This window comes from Bacillus inaquosorum KCTC 13429, assembly GCF_000332645.1.
Lineage (GTDB): Bacteria > Bacillota > Bacilli > Bacillales > Bacillaceae > Bacillus > Bacillus inaquosorum.
Genome location: NZ_AMXN01000001.1, coordinates 279517 through 300230 on the forward strand (window position 1 = coordinate 279517; position 20714 = coordinate 300230).

At 44.0% G+C, this 20714-nt stretch carries 22 protein-coding genes and 1 pseudogene; 7 read left to right on the top strand and 16 right to left on the bottom strand.

The window, feature by feature from the left end:
* Positions 1–76: 76 nt before the first annotated feature.
* Complete coding sequence (locus BSI_RS19355; protein WP_003235599.1) at positions 77–412, top strand: DUF4181 domain-containing protein; 336 nt, start codon at positions 77–79, stop codon at positions 410–412.
* A gap of 4 nt (positions 413–416) precedes the next feature.
* Here BSI_RS19355 and ggt read toward each other — a convergent pair whose 3' ends face one another.
* Complete coding sequence (ggt, locus tag BSI_RS19350) at positions 417–1994, bottom strand: gamma-glutamyltransferase (protein ID WP_003235601.1); 1578 nt, start codon at positions 1992–1994, stop codon at positions 417–419.
* Positions 1995–2207: 213 nt separating this feature from the next.
* On the opposite strand from ggt, the gene chrS reads away from it, so the two are divergent.
* From chrS to chrA, 3 genes are read left to right on the top strand one after another with little or no spacing between them, the layout of a single operon-like run.
* On the top strand, positions 2208–2684 hold the full coding sequence (chrS, locus tag BSI_RS19345; RefSeq protein WP_003235604.1) for a chromate efflux transcriptional regulator ChrS: 477 nt from the start codon (positions 2208–2210) through the stop codon (positions 2682–2684).
* A gap of 13 nt (positions 2685–2697) precedes the next feature.
* On the top strand, positions 2698–3291 hold the full coding sequence (gene chrB / locus BSI_RS19340) for a chromate efflux transporter subunit ChrB (RefSeq protein WP_003235608.1): 594 nt from the start codon (positions 2698–2700) through the stop codon (positions 3289–3291).
* Positions 3288–3824: a chromate resistance efflux protein ChrA gene (gene chrA, locus BSI_RS19335; protein WP_003235610.1), complete on the top strand. Its 537-nt coding sequence runs from the start codon at positions 3288–3290 to the stop codon at positions 3822–3824. The genes chrB and chrA overlap by 4 nt, the downstream gene beginning before the upstream one ends.
* Positions 3825–3850: 26 nt before the next feature.
* On the opposite strand, the gene BSI_RS19330 is transcribed toward chrA, so the two are convergent.
* Both BSI_RS19330 and BSI_RS19325 read right to left on the bottom strand, forming a co-directional pair.
* Positions 3851–4069, bottom strand: coding sequence for a hypothetical protein (locus BSI_RS19330; RefSeq protein ID WP_032731663.1), 219 nt, complete (start codon positions 4067–4069; stop codon positions 3851–3853).
* Complete coding sequence (locus BSI_RS19325) at positions 4066–4611, bottom strand: flavodoxin family protein (RefSeq protein WP_003235613.1); 546 nt, start codon at positions 4609–4611, stop codon at positions 4066–4068. Before BSI_RS19325 ends, BSI_RS19330 begins: the two co-directional genes overlap by 4 nt.
* Before the next feature lie 122 nt (positions 4612–4733).
* Here BSI_RS19325 and BSI_RS19320 point away from each other — a divergent pair, with 122 nt between their 5' ends.
* Positions 4734–5615 carry a LysR family transcriptional regulator gene (locus BSI_RS19320; protein ID WP_003235615.1) on the top strand — a complete coding sequence of 294 codons (882 nt, stop codon included), beginning with the start codon at positions 4734–4736 and terminating at the stop codon, positions 5613–5615.
* 117 nt (positions 5616–5732) lie between these two features.
* Here BSI_RS19320 and BSI_RS22450 read toward each other — a convergent pair.
* The 13 genes and pseudogenes from BSI_RS22450 to BSI_RS19265 form a co-directional block, all read right to left on the bottom strand.
* Positions 5733–5795 (bottom strand): annotated as a pseudogene (locus BSI_RS22450) (endonuclease V); the annotation flags it as partial.
* Positions 5796–5912: 117 nt separating this feature from the next.
* Entirely contained in the window at positions 5913–6155 is a 243-nt protein-coding gene (locus BSI_RS22890) for a hypothetical protein (RefSeq protein ID WP_249033906.1), read from the bottom strand.
* A 138-nt stretch (positions 6156–6293) separates the two neighbouring features.
* A complete protein-coding gene (locus BSI_RS19315; protein ID WP_003235621.1) occupies positions 6294–6947 on the bottom strand; it encodes a hypothetical protein in 654 nt (217 codons plus the stop codon).
* Positions 6948–7036: 89 nt separating this feature from the next.
* Entirely contained in the window at positions 7037–7588 is a 552-nt protein-coding gene (locus BSI_RS19310) for a hypothetical protein (RefSeq protein ID WP_003235623.1), read from the bottom strand.
* A gap of 5 nt (positions 7589–7593) precedes the next feature.
* A complete protein-coding gene (locus BSI_RS19305) occupies positions 7594–9411 on the bottom strand; it encodes a T7SS effector LXG polymorphic toxin (RefSeq protein WP_003235625.1) in 1818 nt (605 codons plus the stop codon).
* Positions 9412–9429: 18 nt separating this feature from the next.
* Positions 9430–9690: a YwqI/YxiC family protein gene (locus BSI_RS19300; protein ID WP_003235626.1), complete on the bottom strand. Its 261-nt coding sequence runs from the start codon at positions 9688–9690 to the stop codon at positions 9430–9432.
* 9 nt (positions 9691–9699) lie between these two features.
* Positions 9700–10122: a YwqH-like family protein gene (locus tag BSI_RS19295; protein WP_003235627.1), complete on the bottom strand. Its 423-nt coding sequence runs from the start codon at positions 10120–10122 to the stop codon at positions 9700–9702.
* Between the two features lie 583 nt (positions 10123–10705).
* Positions 10706–11470 (bottom strand): YwqG family protein, encoded by a 765-nt coding sequence (locus BSI_RS19290; protein ID WP_032731814.1) that lies wholly within the window; start codon positions 11468–11470, stop codon positions 10706–10708.
* A 386-nt stretch (positions 11471–11856) separates the two neighbouring features.
* Positions 11857–13179, bottom strand: a complete 1323-nt coding sequence (uglF, locus tag BSI_RS19285; protein WP_003235631.1) for a UDP-glucose 6-dehydrogenase UglF — start codon at positions 13177–13179, stop codon at positions 11857–11859.
* 195 nt (positions 13180–13374) lie between these two features.
* On the bottom strand, positions 13375–14139 hold the full coding sequence (locus tag BSI_RS19280; RefSeq protein WP_003235632.1) for a tyrosine-protein phosphatase: 765 nt from the start codon (positions 14137–14139) through the stop codon (positions 13375–13377).
* Positions 14140–14187: 48 nt separating this feature from the next.
* Positions 14188–14904, bottom strand: coding sequence for a tyrosine-protein kinase PtkA (ptkA, locus tag BSI_RS19275; RefSeq protein ID WP_029316917.1), 717 nt, complete (start codon positions 14902–14904; stop codon positions 14188–14190).
* Positions 14894–15640 (bottom strand): protein-tyrosine kinase activator TkmA, encoded by a 747-nt coding sequence (tkmA, locus tag BSI_RS19270; protein WP_003235634.1) that lies wholly within the window; start codon positions 15638–15640, stop codon positions 14894–14896. Before tkmA ends, ptkA begins: the two co-directional genes overlap by 11 nt.
* A gap of 234 nt (positions 15641–15874) precedes the next feature.
* Entirely contained in the window at positions 15875–16018 is a 144-nt protein-coding gene (locus BSI_RS19265) for a YwzD family small protein (protein WP_003221769.1), read from the bottom strand.
* Positions 16019–16221: 203 nt separating this feature from the next.
* Between BSI_RS19265 and BSI_RS19260 the strand changes: the two genes are divergently transcribed.
* Together BSI_RS19260 and BSI_RS19255 are read left to right on the top strand one after the other, a co-directional pair.
* Positions 16222–17832 (top strand): SWIM zinc finger family protein, encoded by a 1611-nt coding sequence (locus BSI_RS19260; protein ID WP_003235635.1) that lies wholly within the window; start codon positions 16222–16224, stop codon positions 17830–17832.
* Positions 17819–20587, top strand: coding sequence for a DEAD/DEAH box helicase (locus tag BSI_RS19255; protein ID WP_003235636.1), 2769 nt, complete (start codon positions 17819–17821; stop codon positions 20585–20587). Before BSI_RS19260 ends, BSI_RS19255 begins: the two co-directional genes overlap by 14 nt.
* Positions 20588–20714 lie beyond the last annotated feature (127 nt).

Below are 20714 nucleotides of genomic sequence, written 5' to 3' on the forward strand. Positions count from 1 at the left end.
GGAGAAAGTCCGGGTGTTCTTTTATGAAACATTTTTCCTTTCTCTTCGTATAAAAGGTAGATTAGGAGGGATTGGAATGGCAAACTTTTGGATATTAATGCTGATCGCTATTACCATCAGCACTGCCTCTCAATTTTATATAAAGAAAAAATTCGGTATTGATAAATCCGGCTGGCGGTATAAGCATGTCAGCAATACACACAAATGGATCGAAATCATTTTACTTATTTTATTTGTGTTCTCACTCCCCTTTTTTCCAGTTGAATATATGCTTCTTTTATTTTTTATTGTGATTGACTCACTTCGTATTTTTATGGAATGGAATTATAGACCTGAAGATAAGCAGTATATGTACCACATGATAGAGGTCTCCCTCATGTTTGCCCTTTTGATTTATATTTGTATCCTCTAGTTATTTAAATTCCAACAGCCGCCCCATCTCCCCGCGGGTCGGCTCCGCCTTGGAGAAAGCCTTCTTCATCAACTTTGATTGCTGCTGCGTGTCCCATCAGCGGATCATAGTCACCGACAACCTCAACGAGATGTCCGCTGTCTTTCAGCTTTTGAATTGTTTTCTCTGTGAATCTGCCCTCGACTCTGAGACCTTCATATTCCTCTCCCCACGTTCTGCCCCATACCCAGCGCGGTTCGCTGATTGCCTGCTGAGGGTGCATTCCGTAGTCCAGCATTCGGGTAATGATGGCCGTCTGGGTCTGCGGCTGGCCCTCGCCGCCTTGTGTGCCGTACAGGATTTTCGGTTTTCCGTCTTTGCAGGCCATAGCTGGCATAAGCGTGTGGAAGCTGCGCTTTTTCGGTTCAAGCGTATTGACATGATCTTGATCCAATGAGAAAAATGACCCGCGGTTTTGCAGTAATATGCCTGTATCGCCAGCAGTGACTGTCGAGCCAAATTCAAAATACAGGCTTTGAATGAATGACACTGCGTTGCCATCCGCATCGATGACGGCCGCATATGCCGTGTCACTTCCCACTGGCCTGCTTTCTGCCGGTTCTGCCAGATAGCCGATTTCTTCCGCCAATTGTTTCGCATATTTTTTGTCCAAAAGCCTTTCAAGCGGAATGTCCGCAAACGCCGGATCAGTCAAGACGGCATTCCGATCTAGGAAACTCTTTTTCAACGCCTCCACAAGCACATGATAATACTCAAATGAACCGTGCTCGATTTGGCGGAAATCATAGTTTTCCAAAATGTTTAGTGTTAATAAACCGGTAAAACCCTGAGAATTCGGCGGCGCCTGGTACACACTGTATCCTCGATAATCACTTGATACAGGCTCCGCCCACTCGCCCCGGTGCGCTTTAAAATCATCGAGTGACATGTAACTGCCGTTATGCTGTAAATACGAGACAATCCGCTGAGCAATATCTCCTTCATAGAAGGCACTTCTTCCTTTTTCAGCAATCATGTTCAGGCTCTCTGCAAGCTCTTTTTGCACAAACCGCTCTCCCGGGACAGGCGCTTGGCCGCTTCTCGTGAAAATGTCGGCCGTGTAAGGCGTGGAGGCCAGCAGTTCAAGATTCATTTCTGTGTGACGGCACTGATCAGCAGATACTGGAAAACCATTTTGGGCATAGTCGAGTGCAGGCTCCAACACGTCCGTAAGAGACATACGTCCGTACTCCTTCAGTACAGCATCCCAGCTATCAACCATTCCTGGTACGGTAATGGCACTGTCGATTCCGCGCAGCGGAATCGCGCTCTTTCCCTTGTATACATCTCTCGTTACATTTTTCCCTGAACGTCCGCTGCCATTATAGACTCTTACCTCCTTTGTTTCCTGGTGAAAGGTCAGCCAAAAGGAATCTCCGCCAAGTCCCGTCATATGCGGATATACAACTGCCAGACAAGCACTCACCGCAACGGCAGCGTCAAACGCGTTTCCTCCCTTGTCCAGTATGCAGTTTCCAGCTTGTGAAGCGAGATAATGCGGACTGACGACCATTTGCTTTGTACCGATGACAGATTTGTTCATCACAAGTCCCCTTTTTTAAGAGATTTTCTTCAGTATAGGGAGCCTGATTTTCCACTTCTACTGATCCGGCAGAAAAACTGACGAACTTTATCCTTTTCGCAAATAACAAGATATATTTCCATTCATTTTGAAAATGAATATAAAAATTTACATTCGAAACGTAACTTTTATGATAAAATGATGTCTAAAAGGCTACGAAAGCAGGTGGAGCAATTGAGTCACGAATATCAAATTCCCAACCTTGTTCTTGATGAGATCGACAAACAAATTCTCACCATTTTGCATGAGGAAGGCAGGATATCTTATACGGATCTTGGCAAAAGAGTTGATTTGTCACGGGTCGCTGTACAGGCTCGAATTAACCAATTAATCGAAGCCGGTGTGATTGAAAAATTCACCGCTGTTATCAATCCCGCTAAAATCGGCATCCATGTATCCGTGTTTTTCAATGTCGAGGTCGAACCGCAGTTTTTAGAAGAGGTCGCTCTTAAGCTTGAGGAAGAGCCTGCGGTCACCAGCCTTTATCACATGACAGGCCCGAGCAAGCTGCATATGCATGGGATCTTTGCCAACGATCAAGAGATGGAAGAGTTTTTAACAAAGCGGCTGTATCCGCTGCGAGGCGTCGTCAGCGTTGATTGCCAGATGCTCATCAAACGCTACAAAAGCCGTATGGGAATGAAGCTGTAAAGGAGAGAAACGAATGAAAAACCATCCTTATCGGGATATGACGGCCGCAATGGTGCGCACTGGAATATTAGGGTTCGGGGGCGGGCCTTCCGTGATTCCGCTGATCCGCCATGAAGCGGTCAATAAATATAAATGGGTTGATGATGATGAATTCGGAGAAATATTAGCGATCGCTAATGCGCTTCCCGGACCAATTGCCACAAAAATGGCGGCGTATCTGGGCTTCAAGCTAAAAGGCACGTTAGGCGCAATCGTGGCGACTCTCGCCCATATTCTGCCTACATGTCTTGCTATGGTGGGCTTGTTTGCGGCTGTAAATGTCTTAAGCCATTCAGCAATTGTTGCCGGCATGATTGGTGCCGTAACACCGGTGATTGCCGTAATGCTCGGCATCATGGCGTACGAGTTTGGGCAAAAAGCGCTTAAAGGTTTCGGCTGGGTTACCGGCATCCTGTTTTTCATCATCGCTTTTATCGGCCTGCAAACGTTGCAGATCAATCCCGGCTTGGTCATTATCATTTTCTTAGCGTACGGTGCGTTTCATTTTAAATGGAAAGACAAAATCACAAATAAACATTCAAAAGATAAAGGAATGTCTGCCTCATGATCATGATGTATGTATTTCTGGCATTTTTTATCGCAAACGTACTCGGATACGGCGGCGGGCCTGCGTCTATCCCACTGATGTTTGAAGAAGTCGTAAACAGATACAGCTGGCTGTCAAACGACCAATTCTCAAACATGCTCGCACTTGCGAACGCATTGCCAGGCCCGATCGCAACCAAAATCGCCGCGTATGTCGGCTACAGCGCAGGCGGGTGGCCCGGTTTTCTAATTGCGCTGATCGCAACTGTCGTACCGTCGGCGCTCGCATTGATTGTCCTGCTGCGTATCATTCAGCGCTTCCGCCAATCACCCGTTATCAAAGGCATGACACTGTCCGTTCAGCCTGTCATTGCTGTCATGATGCTTATTCTTACCTGGCAAATCGGCGCAGACGGCATCAAAGCGATCGGCTGGATCCAATCTCTAGTGATTGCGGGGATTTCCCTCCTTGCTATGACAAAATTCAAGATGCATCCGGCATTTTTGATTATCGCAGCGTTTTTATATGGAGGCCTTGTAATCCCCTATTTATAGAAAAAAGCACCTAGACAGGTGCTTTTTTATTTTGGCCCAGATATGCCGTTTGATATGACAACTGTTTCTTCGCTTGTATTGTCCTTGATGAGGTGCTTAATTTGCAGGGTGGTCCCTGCCATTCTCGCATATTGCTGAACCTGAGGCGAATTGGTTTCAACCTGTATCCAAACAGAAGTGTGCGCCTTCCAAGATAAAAAGAGAGCTAGAATCAGCATGCCAGCGATAACCATGAGCAACTTCATAGAGCATCACTTCTTTTCAATAAGCTGCTCGCCGCGTTCAGCGCCTGATGATCATGAAGAATATCGCCAGGACGATTGCCTTCTCCCAGCACATAGCCTTTAAAGGGCATTCCCATAAAATGAAAAATATGTTCAAATTGCTGAATCAGCGGCAGCCCTTTTAGTTTAGGATTGTCTCCTCCTACTGCTGTTACATATGCCTGCTTCGCTGACATTTGCTGTTTAAAATCAGGAAATCGCGGATCTCTCAACGTCTGTGACCAGCGATCAATAAACAGCTTTAATGTCCCTGACATGCCAAACCAATAAATTGGGGTGGCGAATACAAGAATATCGCACGGCAATATCCGTTCAATGATAGAATCGTAGTCATCTTGAACAGGACGAAAGCCGCCTTGAGCGTGACGCAGATCCTCAATTGGCTGGATCTGATATTTCCGCAAATGAATATGCTCCGCATCGAATCCTTGAACAGCCTTCTCCGCAAGAAGATCCGTATTTCCGCCAGGCCTCGTTCCGCCATTAATGACCGCAATTTTCATGATGCATCTGCTCCTTTGTTTACGAATGATTTTCTCCATCATATAATGGATTCATTAATCAATACAGATGATTATTTCGATTATTCCAATCGATAATACCGATTTAGAAAGGGCGAGAACAAATGGAATTGAAGCAGCTGATCACCTTTATTACGGCAGCAGAACATGTAAACTTCACCCTTACCGCCAAGATGCTTAACTATGCACAATCAAGCGTTACCTCTCAGATCAAATCACTTGAAGAAGAAATCGGGACTCCTTTATTTGAACGGCTCGGCAAGCGGCTCATCCTGACAGAAGCCGGTAAAACGTTCAAATCCTATGCGGAGAAGATCATTGCGTTAACAGAAGAGGCAAAAATGGCCGCAAATCAAGTAAGAGAAACAACAGGAACCTTAAAAATCGGGGCGACGGAAAGCCAGTGCACCTACCGCCTTCCGCCTATCATAAAAGAATTTAAACAGGCTTTTCCCCAAGTAAAGCTCATATTCAAACCGTATATTTCAAACGAGCAAGCGAAAGAACAGCTCTTACAGGGCCAGCTAGATATCACATTCATCCTGGATGTAAACCGGCCGGACGACGCATTACACGTTGAATCTTTGATTCAGGATGAGATCAAAATGGTGGCTGCTAACGACCATCCTTTTCCTGCAGATTTACCAGTAACATTGAAGGATCTTCAAAACGAAACCCTTCTCCTGACAGAGGACGGCTGCTCATACCGCACGCTCTTTGAGAACGCTTTACATGACGCCGGTGTCTACCCTAATAAATTAGAATTTGTCAGCATAGAAGCCATCAAACAATGCGTGATGGCCGGACTTGGAATTGGAATCTTACCTGAAATGACAGTAAAAGATGATATTGCAGCAGGTCGGATGAAAGAACTCAATTGGCAGAGCGAATGCCCCGTTTTTACTCAATTAGCATGGCATAAGGACAAGTGGATGTCTGCACCATTGAAGGCTTTGATCGATTTGACGCGGAAAACATTCAAATAAAAATGTTGCCGCAAGGTTGTTTCATTGCTCGGACGGATTATCGAATGAGGGCCAGTACAAATTCGAAAAAAGCAAACAGCATACAAAAAAACACTTGCTGGCTTAGAGCCGCAAGTGTTACACGTGATTTTTCTGATAAAATGTTCGTAAGACATGTGTTTCAAGGTCAGCCAGGCGGACAATTCCACCAAGTAGTTGTTACTTGTTTTAAATGATATTCAATGAATAAAATCACTTTTTTATAGTCATCTGATGAAAATTCTTTAATAGGATCTTCCCAATCATTATTTTTGGCTATTAAAACCAATAATTACCTTCAGGAGAAATGTCAGGAACCCAGCCTAAATCAAGCGTTATTGAGGATTGTTCATGATAAAGCTGCAACAAACTGTCTGTGAACAAAAACCAGGAATCATCATTCGCTTCTAAAGTTCTTGGATCTATTTCAACAAAATGATTATAATTCACTTTCCATCCTTGCGTTATTCTTAGGGGATGTAAATTTACTTTAGGAACATTTAACTTAGCATGTTTTCTCACTATCATATCCTCTTTAGTAATCTGGTTAATTATTATCTAAGGTATTCTTATCTCTGACTTACGAAGTCTCCTGTATTAATAATCTACTTAGACAAATTATGCCTCATGGAAAAAGCAGTAGAACAACCTGCTTTTTTATTAGTATTCATTTATCATTTCTTTCATAAAAATATTATCCAATTGTGTAATTAATTCTTTAAGCTCTGTACACATAATATCTTCTAATGGGTTTTCCCAATCTTCGTTTTTTATAAGTTCAATGCCATAACTTCCGCTTGGATCCCCTTCTGGGTACCACCCTACATCAAGCAACAAGTTTTTAGTCTTATGAGAGATCTGCAGGAGATCTTGATTAAAGTCAAATAACCACGCATCATCACTTGCCTCTAATGTTTTAGGGTCAGTATCTTTTAATGTAATATAGTCAACAGTCCAACCAGCCGGTATCCTAAGTCTTAAGAAATTGGGAACCTGTTGGCTTAGTGGCTGCAACTCCTCTAAAATCCCACTTCCCACACTCCAGATTTGATATTCTAACTCCTCTAATAGATGTTCTATTTCATCAAAAGATTCTACGTCATAAATCTTATCTATTTTTAAGCCAACCACTTTGATATGGTATTGATCATTTTCATATATTACCTTAATAATGGCATTACGTTTTTCATTTTGCAGTATTAGAAGTTCATATTCTTCTTCCGTGCTTTTTTCTGAGTTTAAATTGTTCAGTACTACAGACCAGCCATCACAGATTTTTAATGGCTGCAATTGAGAAATATGATCTCTGCCCATCCCGCTTCTCCTTGTACTTCGTTGGCCTATCTTTAAAAAGCTTCATCATTCTAAAAAAACTTGCCGATGACAACACTGCAAGTTTTTAACTATAGCAACTCTAATACATCAGTAAACAAGGCATCTCCTAATGTTAATCTCCTGTTGAAAGGCTGTATATGCGGCAATTCATTCCACTCATACACAGTATCGTAGTAATCATACAAATAACTGAGTTCGATAAACCCTTTCTCATGCATTATTTTATTGATATAGTTCGTTCCCTGAATGAATTCTAAAGATTCAGCGGTCCCTATAATATCATAAGCTCCACCAATTAAATCGTGTCTTAGGGAATAGCTATAATCTAGTACATAAACAGGCACCAATTTAGATACTTTCATATTGATTTGCTGTTCTAGATGAAATCCATTTTCCCCAGAAAGATCTTGCAAGTGGATATTGATTTCTCCTGATGGATTGTTTAAATCTCTAACTTCAATTTTTTTCAAACCTTTTATTTGATTAAATTCATCAGGCACTTTTATTTTCTCTGCACATTTGTTCTTATACCATTCGTCTAATTCCCTATTCATAAATAGACGATGAAGCAACTCACCAATTTCAGGATATTCATTAATAAATCTTATTCCATGTTCCATAGTTTTTAACCATCCCATCTTCTTGAAGGCTCGCCTTTTTTCGTCTGCTTACCAGTTACAGGATCAAACTCTCCTAAATGCTCTGTTCTTCTGCGGTTCCACTTTTCTAATTTGCCATGCTGGGAATCCCATTGCCAATTAAATCCATCTTTATCTGTCCAAGACTTTCTTTTTAACCTCTCTTTTATTTGTACCATGCCTCTATCTTCCATCCACTTAGTTGGTTCCTTTAAACGATATCCATTGGAATTGTCTCCAACTATCTTCTCTCTGTCAGCTATCGCAGCATTGTATTCTTCAGTCCGTTTCTTCTTACTGTAGTTAGTACCATTATGAGCAACGTAATCATTTTGAGTCATCCCCTCAGGTTTTTCCAACCATTTAGGTTTTTTTGACTGGCTACTAACCATCTTCACAATCCCAAGATCCTTAACAGCCGTCTTTTCCACATCTACACGAACTGTCGGAATTCCGAAAGTGAAGCCATCCGGAGTTACTGGGCGTTCTGCGTATACACGGACGTTTGTTGGGACTTTGAATTGTTTTACTTTTTCTAGTGTCTTGTTAGCTTTTTGGACTTTTGAATGGGTTGCAAGCGGTATGCCTTTGTCTATATGTTTCGCCAATGCACCAGCACCAACTAAACTCAATGCCGCTTCCAGCGCCCCTTGCTTCCGCTTCTCCTCAGACACTTTGTTTCCAAACATATCCCGTCCTGTGACAGCTTCTGAGAATCCGTTTGACGCAACAAGGCCGTATGCGCCCATTTCTGACATTTTGAGAATGTCTAAGGATTTGCCGGTTTTGTAGGCGTCTAAAGCGTGTTCGGCTGCGATAGCTGCTTTTCCGGTTTTGTAGATGGCTTTTCCGCCTTTGAAAGCGCGGCCTGCCCAGCCGACGACCGGTATGAAGCCAGCTGCGGCCATAGCTCCTGCTGTCACCCGTTCTGCGGCGGAGAGCTTTTCGCCAGTAACCGGATCAACGCCTTCGGTTGCTCTTTTATAATCATAATAGCCAGTGACTTCTCCAGTAAAGTTGCAAACTCCATCCCATGTTTTTTCGTACCAAGGTTTGTTAGCTTCTTCTTCAGCCTTTTCCTGAAGCCGCCTTGCTTCGGCTTGCTGGGCTTTTGCATCGATATAGGTCGTTCCTTGCTTTTCTACTTCAATGACGCTTTTGTAGACTTCATTGCTGTGGAAGGCTTTTTTGTCATAGTACATAGGGGATGCGCTCTTCCCGTTGCTGGTGGCCTGCATGAGAACAGAATATTTGGTGAGCACTGCGTTGTCCAGAGATTCTAAATTTTGATATTCAGTGGTCAGGGATTCATCAAGCTTATCGACTGCAGTGATCGTGTCACGTCTGATTTTTTGGGCATCGCCCATCTTATCTGCATAGTCGTCAAGCGTGTACATGTCGAGATCAATAATATCGCTGATGCCTGACAAAATAGAATCGATTTCTTCTTTATGAGCGGAGACAATCTCTGAGGCTTTCAAGTCTCCATTGGGCAGCTCATGATCCAAAAAAGAAGTTTCCACATATGAATCATTCAGTTCTTGATCTTTAATATCTCCTGAAATGCCATTTAAAAACGCAATTTGAGCAGAGACAAGCGTCAGCCAGCTGTCAACGATTTCCGCCTGTCCCTGAAAGAAAGCTTTAATATTGTCCGCGCCTTTTCCTTTAAAATCGTCACCTAAATCTGCAACTCCCTGAAACGCTTTTTTCAGCGTATTCAGCTGCTCCTCAAGCGTCTCATATTGCTTTTTTCTGCTCTTTGCTTCATCGATTAAAGATTGTGATTCAAATACTTTGCTCATCGCACTGCCCTTTCTTTTCTATTTTACAGCTATCGCCTCGTCCTGCTCTTTGAGTGAATCAACGTTATCCTTTGTGTCCTCGATATTTTTCTGTACCGCTTTTTTATAATCTCCGAGCATGGTCTTGATGTTCTCCTCACGCTCATGATATTTTTTCGTGTAATCAAGGCTGTTTTTTCCATTGGAGCCCGCGGCGCCGATTGATACGTCAGCAAGCGCATCTTTGACAGAATCCAATGTTTTGATGACTGTGCCGTATTTCAGCTTAATTTCTGACATAAAAAAAGATCACCACCATTTTAGTTTACTAATTTGTTTTCCTGCTTCTTCCACGAACTCTTCTCCCTTAGCAAGAAGATCGCCTGCGGCATTCGCTGCGCTCTTGGTCAAGTTCAGCTCAAATTTCTCTGCTTCAAGAGTGAAAATTTTGAATTGAATTGAAGCCATATAATCGTTATATTTATCATTCACAATCTTGGATGCTTCCGATTTCGCCTCTTCTCTGCCCTTGTCGAAATCATCCGCTTTCGTTCCTGTCCAGTGCTTGCCCAATTCCGGTTTCACAATTTCTTTGATTTCAGTGATTGCCTCTTCTTGCAGTGTGTCTATGTCCTTTTTTGCTTTTTTCAGCTTTTCGATCTTGTCTTCCACGTCGGAAATTTTTCCGTTGAGCGAACTTTTGATATCCGCTAATACACTTTCATAACCCATCTGAATCACCTCTTAATACTCAAAAAGTCGTATGGAGGGGCTGATGAAGATAGACTTTTCCATACTTTATTTCCATATATTATATTTTAAAATAGCCAGAAGGCGGCTTAAATAGGGTAAATGGCTTAATTTAGGCTTATAACGCTCTCGATATGTAGGTCTATGATCTTGTTTTTGTTCGTTATACAGCCAATAAAAGCGTTTTATAACATTGAAATGCCTGAAGTCATAGTTACAAAGACACTTGAAAGAGACAGATGTTGATGATCTGTCTCTTTCTGCGTAATGGTAATTACTGTAATATAAAGATAAAAAACAGGGTGATGATGATGAGTTTTTTCAGTCCGATGATGTTATTTTTTGTTGTCTTTCCTTTTCTGTCCTTCTTTGTTTTCGGTATTGCAGGCACATTGCTGTTTAAAAAACACGGCCTTTAGTCAATGCCTCTTACGGTGCTCAGCTTATTGGTCATATTTATGTTCTGCATTGACTCGGCTACGCCTGATTTTGTTGTGTGGCTTATTTCATTTCCGCTTCTGACCCTATTGGCGGCAGGGGTGACCCTTTGGATCAAAAGCCTGTATTAGCTGCAGTCCCAGTTGTACAGAACGTTTGAAAAGTCTTTTTTCCTTAAATCGTCAGGTGTGATGAAAAAATTTGCGATGCCGACGTCTCCCCACATTGAATCGATATCATCGTCTGAATCAATTTGCAGAAGGAGAACAGTATGTTCTTTATACGCGTATTCCCTCGGATCATTCTGAGTAAAAGAAGCGTACCCGCCGATTTTATGGCCGAACCCGTTTTCAGCCAGCTCATTATAAATGTCTTCTTCATCCTCACCGAACTGATCAAAGAATTTCATTGTTTCCATGCCCGCATATTGCTCAAATTGAAAATCTGTAGGCAGCACCCATTCCGCAGATGTCTCAGGCTCGACTGCTGCTTCTGATAAAATCGGAAAATCACATTCGTCTGTGTCGATAAATGAAAAATCAGAAACAAGCTCGTCCTCGTTTTCTATGATATTCTCAAAATAGATCACTCTGAAATTCTTTTGTTCACATTGATTGTCAAAATTCAACCCATACACGTCATCATGAACAGAAATGTAAAACTGCAGGATACCCGCAGAAGGAAAGCCGTCAAGCTGGGGAATTTGCGAGAAATTAATCTGCGCCAGGAGCTTCATCGGCTGTCCATTTTCGTCAGTCGGGTATGTTTCATGCTTGGGAAAATAGGGCTCACCGGCAATTTTGCTCTCATATCGCCCTGTTTTCCCTTTTCGGACATTCAATTTCACATATTCTTTTGCTGATTTCTCCAGCATATCTCGATACGGTCCCATTTTTTCAGGCAGATGTTTCTTCACGATTACTCTCCTTTTCCAGCATCTCCAAATGATTTTGGCAGCTCTTGTTTTTCTAGTTTTTCTTTTGTTTCTTCTAATGTTTTTCCGCTTTTTCAAGCTGTTGTTTATGGTATGTATGCTTCAATTAATCATATTCTGCATACGGTCCAATACCATCACCTAAAATCCTTCATGATTCCAAACAGTTATATTTACATAGATTCGCGAAGGCTTTCCATATTCATAAAGTCACTATTCCTATCTAAATTTTCAAACAATAGTTAAATAGTAGCAAATGTATCCAACCTCCACAAGCAGGAGAATAGACTTATCATCCGCAATAAACAAAAAAAGACTGGTTCACAACCAGTCTTTTTTTACATCTATTGAATTGCCCCCGACGGAACAATCGCCTTCCGCCCCACAGAATAATACTCCACCCCTGCAGCCGCAGCTTCATCCAATGTGTAGCAGTTTCTGCCATCAAATATGAGCGGCGTTTCCATCAAATCTCGATAGGCTGCTAACGGGAATTGTTTAATGTCAGCCCAGTCGGTTAAAATCATGACGGCGTCGGAACCTTTGACAGCTTCCTCGATCGTCTCTTTATATTCAACAGCTTGCGGGAGAACATGCTTCGCATGGCTTGCGGCAATGGGATCGTAGGCTTTCATACGGGCGTCGAGCGCAGCGAGACGGTCTGCAATGACAATCGACGGCGCTTCCCTCATATCGTCCGTATTCGGTTTAAATGACAGACCTAAAAGGGCAATCGTTTTTCCCGTCACCCCGCCGAGCCTGTTCAGCGCTTTATCCACCAGCATCGCCTGCTGATTGTTGTTGACTTTGATGACCGATTTCAGCAGTTCAAAATCATGCTCGACATTGCCGGCAATTTGCACGAGAGCGTTTGTGTCCTTTGGAAAACAAGAGCCGCCGTAGCCTATGCCCGCTTTTAAAAACTGGCTCCCGATCCGCTTATCCTGCCCCATACCGTACGCGACTGCTTCAATATCGGCGCCGACCTTTTCACATATATTCGAAATTTCATTTATAAAACTGATCTTAGTGGCAAGAAATGCATTTGAGGCATATTTGATCATCTCGGCGCTTCTGATATCCGTTTGATAAATCGGAATTTGAAACGGGCGGAAAAGCTCCTCAAGCGTCTTGGCTGTTGTCTGATCCGCTGTTCCGATCACGATCCTGTCGCCGTGAAACGTGTCATAGATCGCTGACCCTTCACGCAAAAATTCAGGATTGGATGCGACCGAAATGCTGACAGGCTCCGCAAGATGTTTAGAGATCAGCCCCTTAATCAAATCGTTTGTCCCGACGGGCACTGTGCTTTTTGTTACCACGATGGCATCCCGTTTGACATGCCGGGCGATGCGTTTGGCCGCATCTGTAATATGCTCCAGATTCGCGTGCCCGTCGCTTTTCTGCGGTGTGCCGACCGCTATAAAAATAATGTCTGCCTGTGCCAAGCCGTTCTCATAGCTCGTTTCAAAGTTCAGCCGTCCATCAGCTGTATTTTTTCTCATCAGCTCTTCAAGACCCGGTTCAAATATGGGGGAAATGCCTTTTCTCATTTCATCAATCTTGTGAGCGTCAATATCAATGCAGGTTACATGATGTCCAATCTCAGAAAGAGAAACACCTGTCACAAGACCGACATAGCCTGTTCCGATGACTGTTATATTCATTGTTTCCCTCCAACAGTTAAATTGCTGCTTTGCAGCTTTCGTATTATCGTATGAGAACATCCTATCATGAATGCGGATGATCTCCCGCATAGCCTGTCGGGTACAGCCTGTACAGATTTCTGAAATGTGATTCAATCATACAGTATACTATTATATCGCTCTCAGAAAGAAAGTGGTGAAATGAGAACCGGCTGTTTAAAAGAGCCCAAATAATTTTCTTCTTTTGACCGGTTGCGGGGGCTGCCTGTAGATCGTTTGATTTTGCAGAAGAAGCTCGGCGTTTTCCGTCAGCAAATAAGGAAATTCCGGACCGAATTCTTTCTCTAGAATATAAAGGGCCTCTTGATTGTGAACGTTTCTCGTTTTCACATTATGGGCATCTGAGGCTACGAAATGAATCAAATTGGCTTCAGCCAGCCGGAGAGAAAATGCTTTCATCTGTTTTCCGAAAGTCCCCGCAAGACTTCCTGAAGTCATCTGAGATGCCGCTCCTTTTTCCACAAGATGATACAGCAAGGACGGGTTTTCGCGAATTTCCCTGTTGCGTTCAGGATGAGCGATAACCGGAATATATCCTTTCAGCTGCAAATCATAAAAAAGCTGCTCAGCATATCGGGGAACCTGATCAAACGGAAACTCAATCAGGATGTATTTCGTATCGTTCAGCGAAAGCAGCTGCTGTTCAGCAAGGTCTCGTTCCAAATCGCCGTAAATTCTAATTTCCTGCCCCGGAAGCACGGTTAAAGGGATGTCTTCTTTAATTAAACGTTTGTTTAACTGATCTGCCGCTTCTCTGACTGCGGCTGGCTCGTTTTCATACATCCCGTTCTTATGATGCGGTGTCGCAATGATGGTCCGGATTCCCTGACGAACAGCGGCTCTTGCCATTTCTATGCTGTCGGCTGAATCGCTTGCCCCGTCATCCATTGCCGGAAGAATGTGACAGTGAATATCTATCATGTCTTAGCCCCCTTTTTTCGCAAAAATAAATAACGGGCAAGATGCACGTTATTTATTTTGTATGAAATTTTCCTTGTTTCCGTAATATCCGTATTCAGAGTGCTTCGAAAGCTTTTTGCCATTCATAATCGCCCCAAGGAGCTTGCTATTGCATGATTCGAGCGCCTCTTTTGCTTTTGCCGCTTGTTCTTTTTCTGTTTTTCCGCTTGAAATGACCAAAACAGAACCGTCTGCTACGTTGCCTAAAATCTGCGCATCCGCTACAGCGAGAATAGGCGGCGTATCAAAAATGACCATATCATACGCCGCACACGCTTCGTCTGCAAGCTCTTTCATCCACTTCGAGGAGAGTAGCTCGGCCGGGTTTGGCGGGATCGGCCCGCTCGTCAGCACTTCAAGATGTTTTTCATTTGAGGCTTGTACAGCCTGTTCCAGTGAGCTTTTCTTTAATAGAACAGATGTTAAGCCAATCATATTTTCTAGATGAAAGGCCGTATGTACCGTTGGTTTTCGCAAATCAGCATCAATCAGGAGCACTTTTTTTCCCTGCTGGGCAAATACGACAGCCAGGTTAGCGGCCGTCGTTGATTTTCCTTCTCCGGGACAGGCCGATGTGATCATCACTGATTTCATCTGGCGGTCCACTGAAGCAAATTCTATATTCGTACGAATCGTCCGATATTGTTCAGAGTTCAAGGATTTCGGCTCTGTCATCGCAATGACATTCCTGCGCATCCAAGAGCCCCTGCTTTTTCTAAACGCCAAAATGTCCACTCCCCGCTTTTTCAGATTGGATACCGTGTAAGCTCTTCGCTGTTTTCGGCTCATTCGCAATGGTGGAAACCGTCCCTAAAACCGGTATGTCCAGCAAGGATTCGAGCTGCTCTTCCGATTTGATCGTATTATCCAAATGCTCAAGCAGGAAGGCCAGTCCGATGCTTCCCGCCAATCCGGCCGCAAACGCGATGGCAATGTTAAGAAGCGGCTTTGGCGATACAGGTGAGGGATGTTCTGAAACCTCGGCTTTTGACAGAATACTGACATTGTCAACATTCATAATGGATGTGATTTTGTCTTTAAAGACAGATGCGATGGTATTGGCAATATGAGCCGCTGTTTCCGCGTTTTCATCCCTGACTGATATGTTGACCACTTGGGAGTCCTGTTCGCTGGATACGGTAATTTTGTCATTCAGCTCTTGAGATGTCATCGACAGGCCTATTTCTTTAATAACTTCATCTAAAATCGCAGGGCTCTTAATGATGACGTTATACGTATTGATTAACTGAAGATTGGTTTGGACATCGTTAAATTGGACTTCTTTTTGGTCGTTTTTCGATTGATTGACCAGAATCTGAGTTGAATTTTCATAGATGGGTGTAAGTGCGAAGAAACTGATGAGTCCGCCGGCAGCAGTGGCAGCTGCGGTTACAATCATAATCAAAAGTATGCGTTTTGTTAACGTTGATAATATCTCTTTTAAACTAGTAGATTCTCCCATGATACCTCCAAATCTCTTATAGCATCCTTTTCCATCTACGATTATACAACGTAGAAACCGCATTTCTCCAGCTTTTCACGTGACAATATTCGACAAATTTTCACAAAACGATATGGTGAGAATCTTTATGTAAGCGCTATATTTATTGTCTTGACAAAGCTGCCTCTTTTTCTCCTATTCAGACAGCCACGTAATCTCGCATAAAAAAAATCCCGCAAAAGGCGTGCGGGATTCTTATGTTGCATATCCATTTTTAATATGAGAAATCAAATTTTCAAGCATTTCCTTCGTCGTCATCTCAGATGACCGCTCACCAATTTCATGTGCATGCATCAAAATTTTCAGAAATTCCTCTTGATTCAATTTCTTTTCACTCATCTTTTTGTTCCTTTCAGCTTCCATTAAGTTGAAAACACGATTATTATATGATGCCGGTTATCAATTTGCAATCTCTAATACATCATTCGACACATCCCATTTTTTATGTCCTTTTTTAGGAAAAACTTTTTCAGGCCGATGGGTTGCGATATAATAGAGAAATTGGATCTTTTTATTACGTGACTCGGTTAGGAGCGATAATCATGCTTCAGAATATGATTTCCAAAGACGATGTGCTGGCATCTGCTGAACAGTTAAAAGAACTTCTTCCTTACAATGAAGAAAATGTTCAGCTTATCAAAAAAGCCCTTATTTTATATCGGCAGGATTCAGTCTATCGTTTACAAGCGGTGAGTCCGACGGAAGTTACGGCTTATGTGCAGGATGTTGTGCCTGTGCGGGTCACATTGAACTTGTTTGTTATAGTCAAAAGCGGCTGTTCATGTCCGTCCGGAAGAATCTGCCGCCATATGCTGGCTGTGTTTTTATATGTATATGCAATGTTCGAGCGAGTGGGTACTTTTACAGAGTATTGGCTGGAGAGGGAAAAGCTTGAGGAAAGCAAAGAGCTCGTCCGCCGCCAGTTTCAGGAAAAGGTGCTGCCTAATGAAGAATCGCTTTCAAGCTGGCTTTCTTTTTTTGATTCAGAGTTTTCTCTCTGGCAGGCGCGCACGCCGGAAGGCAGCCAAAACATGCAGGGCCTCTATTACGGCTACCTGTCCGCATTAAAAAAGCATGCGCCGAACAAGCCGGAGCTGAAAAGCCTGTATCAGATTCATTCCGCAATTGCGGTTTGGCTTCGCATGTTCACATTGATTGAAGCGGGCAAGCTAAACCCCGAGCAAGACTTTTATTCCCTCAATCCGTACGTTGAACAGCTGATGGATACAATCTACAGCTCTATTGATAAATTAAAAACATACGCGCTGTCTTTTGCGCTTGATCCATTTTTGGAAAAAACACCGGATGTTGTCCGAAACTTGCTGTTGAAAGAAGAAATTTTTCAATATGAACGCATCCGCATCTTCGGTGAAATTTGGAGTGCGCTGCTGTCGCGGCCAAAATGGGTGGCGCGTGAACAGGAGATTTTGAAAAAAGAAGCCGGACGGCGTTTTTCTCCTGAATTGCAATTCGGCCGCCTACATTTGGAATTCCTGCAGAAAAATGATGACGTTATTTTTGCGGAAGCTGATCAATTCCCGCCGGAAGCGCTGCCATATACATTTCAGTGGCTGAGTGAAATCACTGCCAAGAAGGATTGGAAACGGCTGAAAACATGGTACCAGCGGATTGAACCGATTGCGATGGGTTATACGAAGCTGGATAAGCCGTTTAAAGAGATTCGCGACGTGATCGGCGAGCTGTTCCTTCTGCTGAATGCCTATGTGAAGCAAACCAATGACCAAGCGCTGTTTGAACGCTATGCTGCGGGCTGTCTGCCGTATACGTTCACAGAATACAGCCATCATTTATATGAGAAGAAACGATATGCCGAGTGGATCGAGATTCACAGCCTTGTCGGCTTTTCCATCTATGAAATGGATAAAATCATGCTGAAGGAAATTGCAGCGAGCGACCCGGAGGCCCTTATACCGGCTTATCACAGAGAAGTGGCCTTTTTCATCGATCAGAAGAACCGCAGCTCGTACAAGGAAGCCGCCCGGTATTTGAAAAAATTGCGCACCCTGTACAGAAAAGCGAAGAAACTGAAGGTGTGGGAGCGGTATATTCAGCAGCTGAGCTCGCATTACAAGCGCCTGCGCGCACTTCAAGAAGAACTGCAGAAAGGAAAGTTGATTGATGGCGAGTCTTAAAGAAATTCTCATTCACGTCGAACAAATGGAAGATGGGTCATTTACACTCTCAGCTTTTGATGAGAATGAGCAGCCTCTTCCCTACAGCCATATGAAAAAGCATTTGTTCCAATGGCACGAATCCTCATTTTACGGAACCTTTCTTGAGGATGTCAGCTTCATTGGGACAACCGCTGTTTTGCTTTCTCCATGGATGACTGTAGAGCTTCTCGGCAAAAACTCGTTCAACTCATTCAGCTCCGTACAGCTTACTGAAGAAACGGAGCCGCTGATCGAGGCGGCATCGACCATCTATGAATTTATCGCAGACGGCGATTTTCTGCCTGACTATGAAGCATGGACAAACGGTGTTTTTCGCTGGAAGGACCGCGACAATATACTGGATGGCTTTACTGCGGATTGGTTTTCCGCTGCAGTGCAGGACTACATCCAATACGACGATGACCTGCGGGAGAAATGGGAACACATCAAGGAGAAATCGCCTGCGGTCACGACATTCCGCGGACATTTTCTCGATGAAGAGGATTTTCTTGAAGGGATCGGCTGGATTGACGATCAATCTCCATTTACAGTCGGCCTGCGCTTAAATGAACCAGACTTTGACGGAGACGATTGGAAAATCGAAGTGTTTTTACGCGATAAAAAGAGCGGCGCTATTGAATTCTTTGACGGGCTGAAGAGCCTCAAAAGATCGTGGCAGGCATACAGCGATAAAATCGCGCGTGAACAGGACCGCTTTCACAGAACGGTTCCGTGGCTCTCATTTGATTCCGGGACAACGCTGATTTCAGAGGAAGAAGCCTGGATATTCCTGTCGGAAGCGAGTGAGACGCTTGTCGATATGGGCGTTGAAATTCTCCTCCCATCCTGGTGGCAGATTGTCAGAGACAGCAGCATGATGCTGAAAGCAAAAGTGTCGTCCGCCCCGCGCGGCGAGTCATTTGTCGGCATGAATGCGCTGCTTGATTTCAACTGGCGGTTTGCGACAAATGGAATTGAGCTGACTGAGGCTGAATTTAATGAGCTTGTCGCCAGCAACAGACGCCTCGTTAATATCCGCGGGCAATGGGTAAAAATTGATCCGCAGTTTATTAAACAGATGAAGCGACTGATGGAAAAAGCGGAATCAGAAGGACTCCACATGTCTGATATTCTGGCTCGCGAGCTAATGGATCAGCAAGAAGGCGGGCTGGAGGATTCAGATCTGATTGATACATCCGCTTTTGCCGGCATTCAATTTGATCTGTCCAAACAGCTTAGGTCACTGATTCGGAAGCTCACTGCCGCTGAAAACCTGCCGGAGCACGAAGTCAGTCCTTCTTTCAAAGGGACACTCCGACCTTATCAGAAATACGGCATGAACTGGCTGCTGTTTCTGCGGGAAAGCGGTTTTGGCGCCTGTCTGGCTGACGATATGGGTCTTGGGAAAACGATTCAAATGATCGCCTATTTCCTTCACGTGAAGGAAAGCGGCCGGCAAAAAACGCCGAATTTGATTATCGCGCCGACATCCGTACTCGGCAACTGGCAGCGGGAGCTTCAAACCTTTGCCCCTGATCTGTCTGTCGCGCTCCATTATGGGCCGCGCCGTCCAAAGGGTGATGATTTCGCTGCGCATTACGAAACCGCAGATGTGGTACTCACTTCATACGGGCTGTCGCATGCCGATGCTGAAGAGCTGTCTTCTGTGACATGGAACACGATCTGCCTTGATGAAGCGCAAAATATTAAAAATGCGCATACGAAACAATCACGCGCAATCAGAAAGCTCAAAGGGCTTCACCATATCGCGCTGAGCGGGACTCCAATGGAAAACCGTTTGACCGAGCTGTGGTCCATTTTTGACTTCATGAATAAAGGCTACCTCGGCAGTTTGACAGGCTTCCATAAACGGTATGTGCTGCCGATTGAAAAAGACCGGGACGAAAAGAGAATCGGTCAGCTTCAGCAATTAATACGGCCGTTCCTTCTCCGGCGGACGAAACGGGACGAGGAGGTCGCGCTTAATCTTCCTGAGAAGCTGGAAGAAAAAGAATTTATCCCGCTCTCAGCCGAACAGGCGTCACTTTATGAACAGCTTGTCAAAGACACATTTGACCATATGACGTCTCTGACCGGCATGCAGCGAAAAGCGCTGATTCTCAGCATGCTCGGACGGCTCAAGCAAATTTGCGACCATCCTGCACTCTATTTAAAAGAAGATCAAACCGAGCTGCTGGCCGGCAGATCAGTCAAGCTCGAAAAATTGCTGGAACTCATGACAGCGATTCGCGCCCAAAACGAAAGCTGCCTCATTTTCACGCAATACATTCAGATGGGGAACATGATGAAAAGGCTGCTTGAAAAAACGTTCGGCGAACCTGTGCAATTTCTAAACGGAAGCCTCTCCAAGCAAGAGCGGGATTCACTCGTTGAGAGATTCCAGAAGAAAGAATACCCGACACTCATTCTTTCACTCAAAGCTGGAGGCACCGGACTTAATTTGACCGCCGCCAATCACGTCATCCATTATGACAGATGGTGGAACCCGGCGGTTGAAAATCAAGCGACTGACCGGGCATACCGCATTGGCCAGGAGCGCTTTGTCCACGTTCATAAAATGATTACAACGGGAACAATCGAAGAAAAAATTGATGTCATGCTCGAATCGAAGCAAACCCTGAACGATCAAATTATCCAAAGTGAAAACTGGATTACCGAGCTTTCCACACAGGAACTCGAAGAATTGTTTACATTAAGCGCCTCAGCGCAATAATTGACTATAAAAAAAGCTGGCTCCTGAAAGAGCCAGCTTTTTTCCGTTCATAGCCGTCACGCCGAATTTTCAAAGAATCCGTTACGCCGGTTATCAACAGGATGCACGTTTGGTGCAGCATATAAAC

What these genes read in the sequence shown, in the direction of transcription:
- BSI_RS19355 (WP_003235599.1), top strand. Translation starts at nt 77, where the DNA reads ATGGCAAACTTTTGGATATTAATGCTGATCGCTATTACCATCAGCACT.
- ggt (WP_003235601.1), bottom strand. Translation starts at nt 1,994, where the DNA reads ATGAACAAATCTGTCATCGGTACAAAGCAAATGGTCGTCAGTCCGCAT.
- chrB (WP_003235608.1), top strand. Translation starts at nt 2,698, where the DNA reads ATGAAAAACCATCCTTATCGGGATATGACGGCCGCAATGGTGCGCACT.
- chrA (WP_003235610.1), top strand. Translation starts at nt 3,288, where the DNA reads ATGATCATGATGTATGTATTTCTGGCATTTTTTATCGCAAACGTACTC.
- BSI_RS19330 (WP_032731663.1), bottom strand. Translation starts at nt 4,069, where the DNA reads ATGAAGTTGCTCATGGTTATCGCTGGCATGCTGATTCTAGCTCTCTTT.
- BSI_RS19325 (WP_003235613.1), bottom strand. Translation starts at nt 4,611, where the DNA reads ATGAAAATTGCGGTCATTAATGGCGGAACGAGGCCTGGCGGAAATACG.
- BSI_RS19320 (WP_003235615.1), top strand. Translation starts at nt 4,734, where the DNA reads ATGGAATTGAAGCAGCTGATCACCTTTATTACGGCAGCAGAACATGTA.
- BSI_RS19315 (WP_003235621.1), bottom strand. Translation starts at nt 6,947, where the DNA reads ATGGGCAGAGATCATATTTCTCAATTGCAGCCATTAAAAATCTGTGAT.
- BSI_RS19310 (WP_003235623.1), bottom strand. Translation starts at nt 7,588, where the DNA reads ATGGAACATGGAATAAGATTTATTAATGAATATCCTGAAATTGGTGAG.
- BSI_RS19305 (WP_003235625.1), bottom strand. Translation starts at nt 9,411, where the DNA reads ATGAGCAAAGTATTTGAATCACAATCTTTAATCGATGAAGCAAAGAGC.
- BSI_RS19300 (WP_003235626.1), bottom strand. Translation starts at nt 9,690, where the DNA reads ATGTCAGAAATTAAGCTGAAATACGGCACAGTCATCAAAACATTGGAT.
- BSI_RS19295 (WP_003235627.1), bottom strand. Translation starts at nt 10,122, where the DNA reads ATGGGTTATGAAAGTGTATTAGCGGATATCAAAAGTTCGCTCAACGGA.
- BSI_RS19290 (WP_032731814.1), bottom strand. Translation starts at nt 11,470, where the DNA reads ATGGGACCGTATCGAGATATGCTGGAGAAATCAGCAAAAGAATATGTG.
- uglF (WP_003235631.1), bottom strand. Translation starts at nt 13,179, where the DNA reads ATGAATATAACAGTCATCGGAACAGGCTATGTCGGTCTTGTGACAGGT.
- BSI_RS19280 (WP_003235632.1), bottom strand. Translation starts at nt 14,139, where the DNA reads ATGATAGATATTCACTGTCACATTCTTCCGGCAATGGATGACGGGGCA.
- tkmA (WP_003235634.1), bottom strand. Translation starts at nt 15,640, where the DNA reads ATGGGAGAATCTACTAGTTTAAAAGAGATATTATCAACGTTAACAAAA.
- BSI_RS19265 (WP_003221769.1), bottom strand. Translation starts at nt 16,018, where the DNA reads ATGAGTGAAAAGAAATTGAATCAAGAGGAATTTCTGAAAATTTTGATG.
- BSI_RS19260 (WP_003235635.1), top strand. Translation starts at nt 16,222, where the DNA reads ATGCTTCAGAATATGATTTCCAAAGACGATGTGCTGGCATCTGCTGAA.
- BSI_RS19255 (WP_003235636.1), top strand. Translation starts at nt 17,819, where the DNA reads ATGGCGAGTCTTAAAGAAATTCTCATTCACGTCGAACAAATGGAAGAT.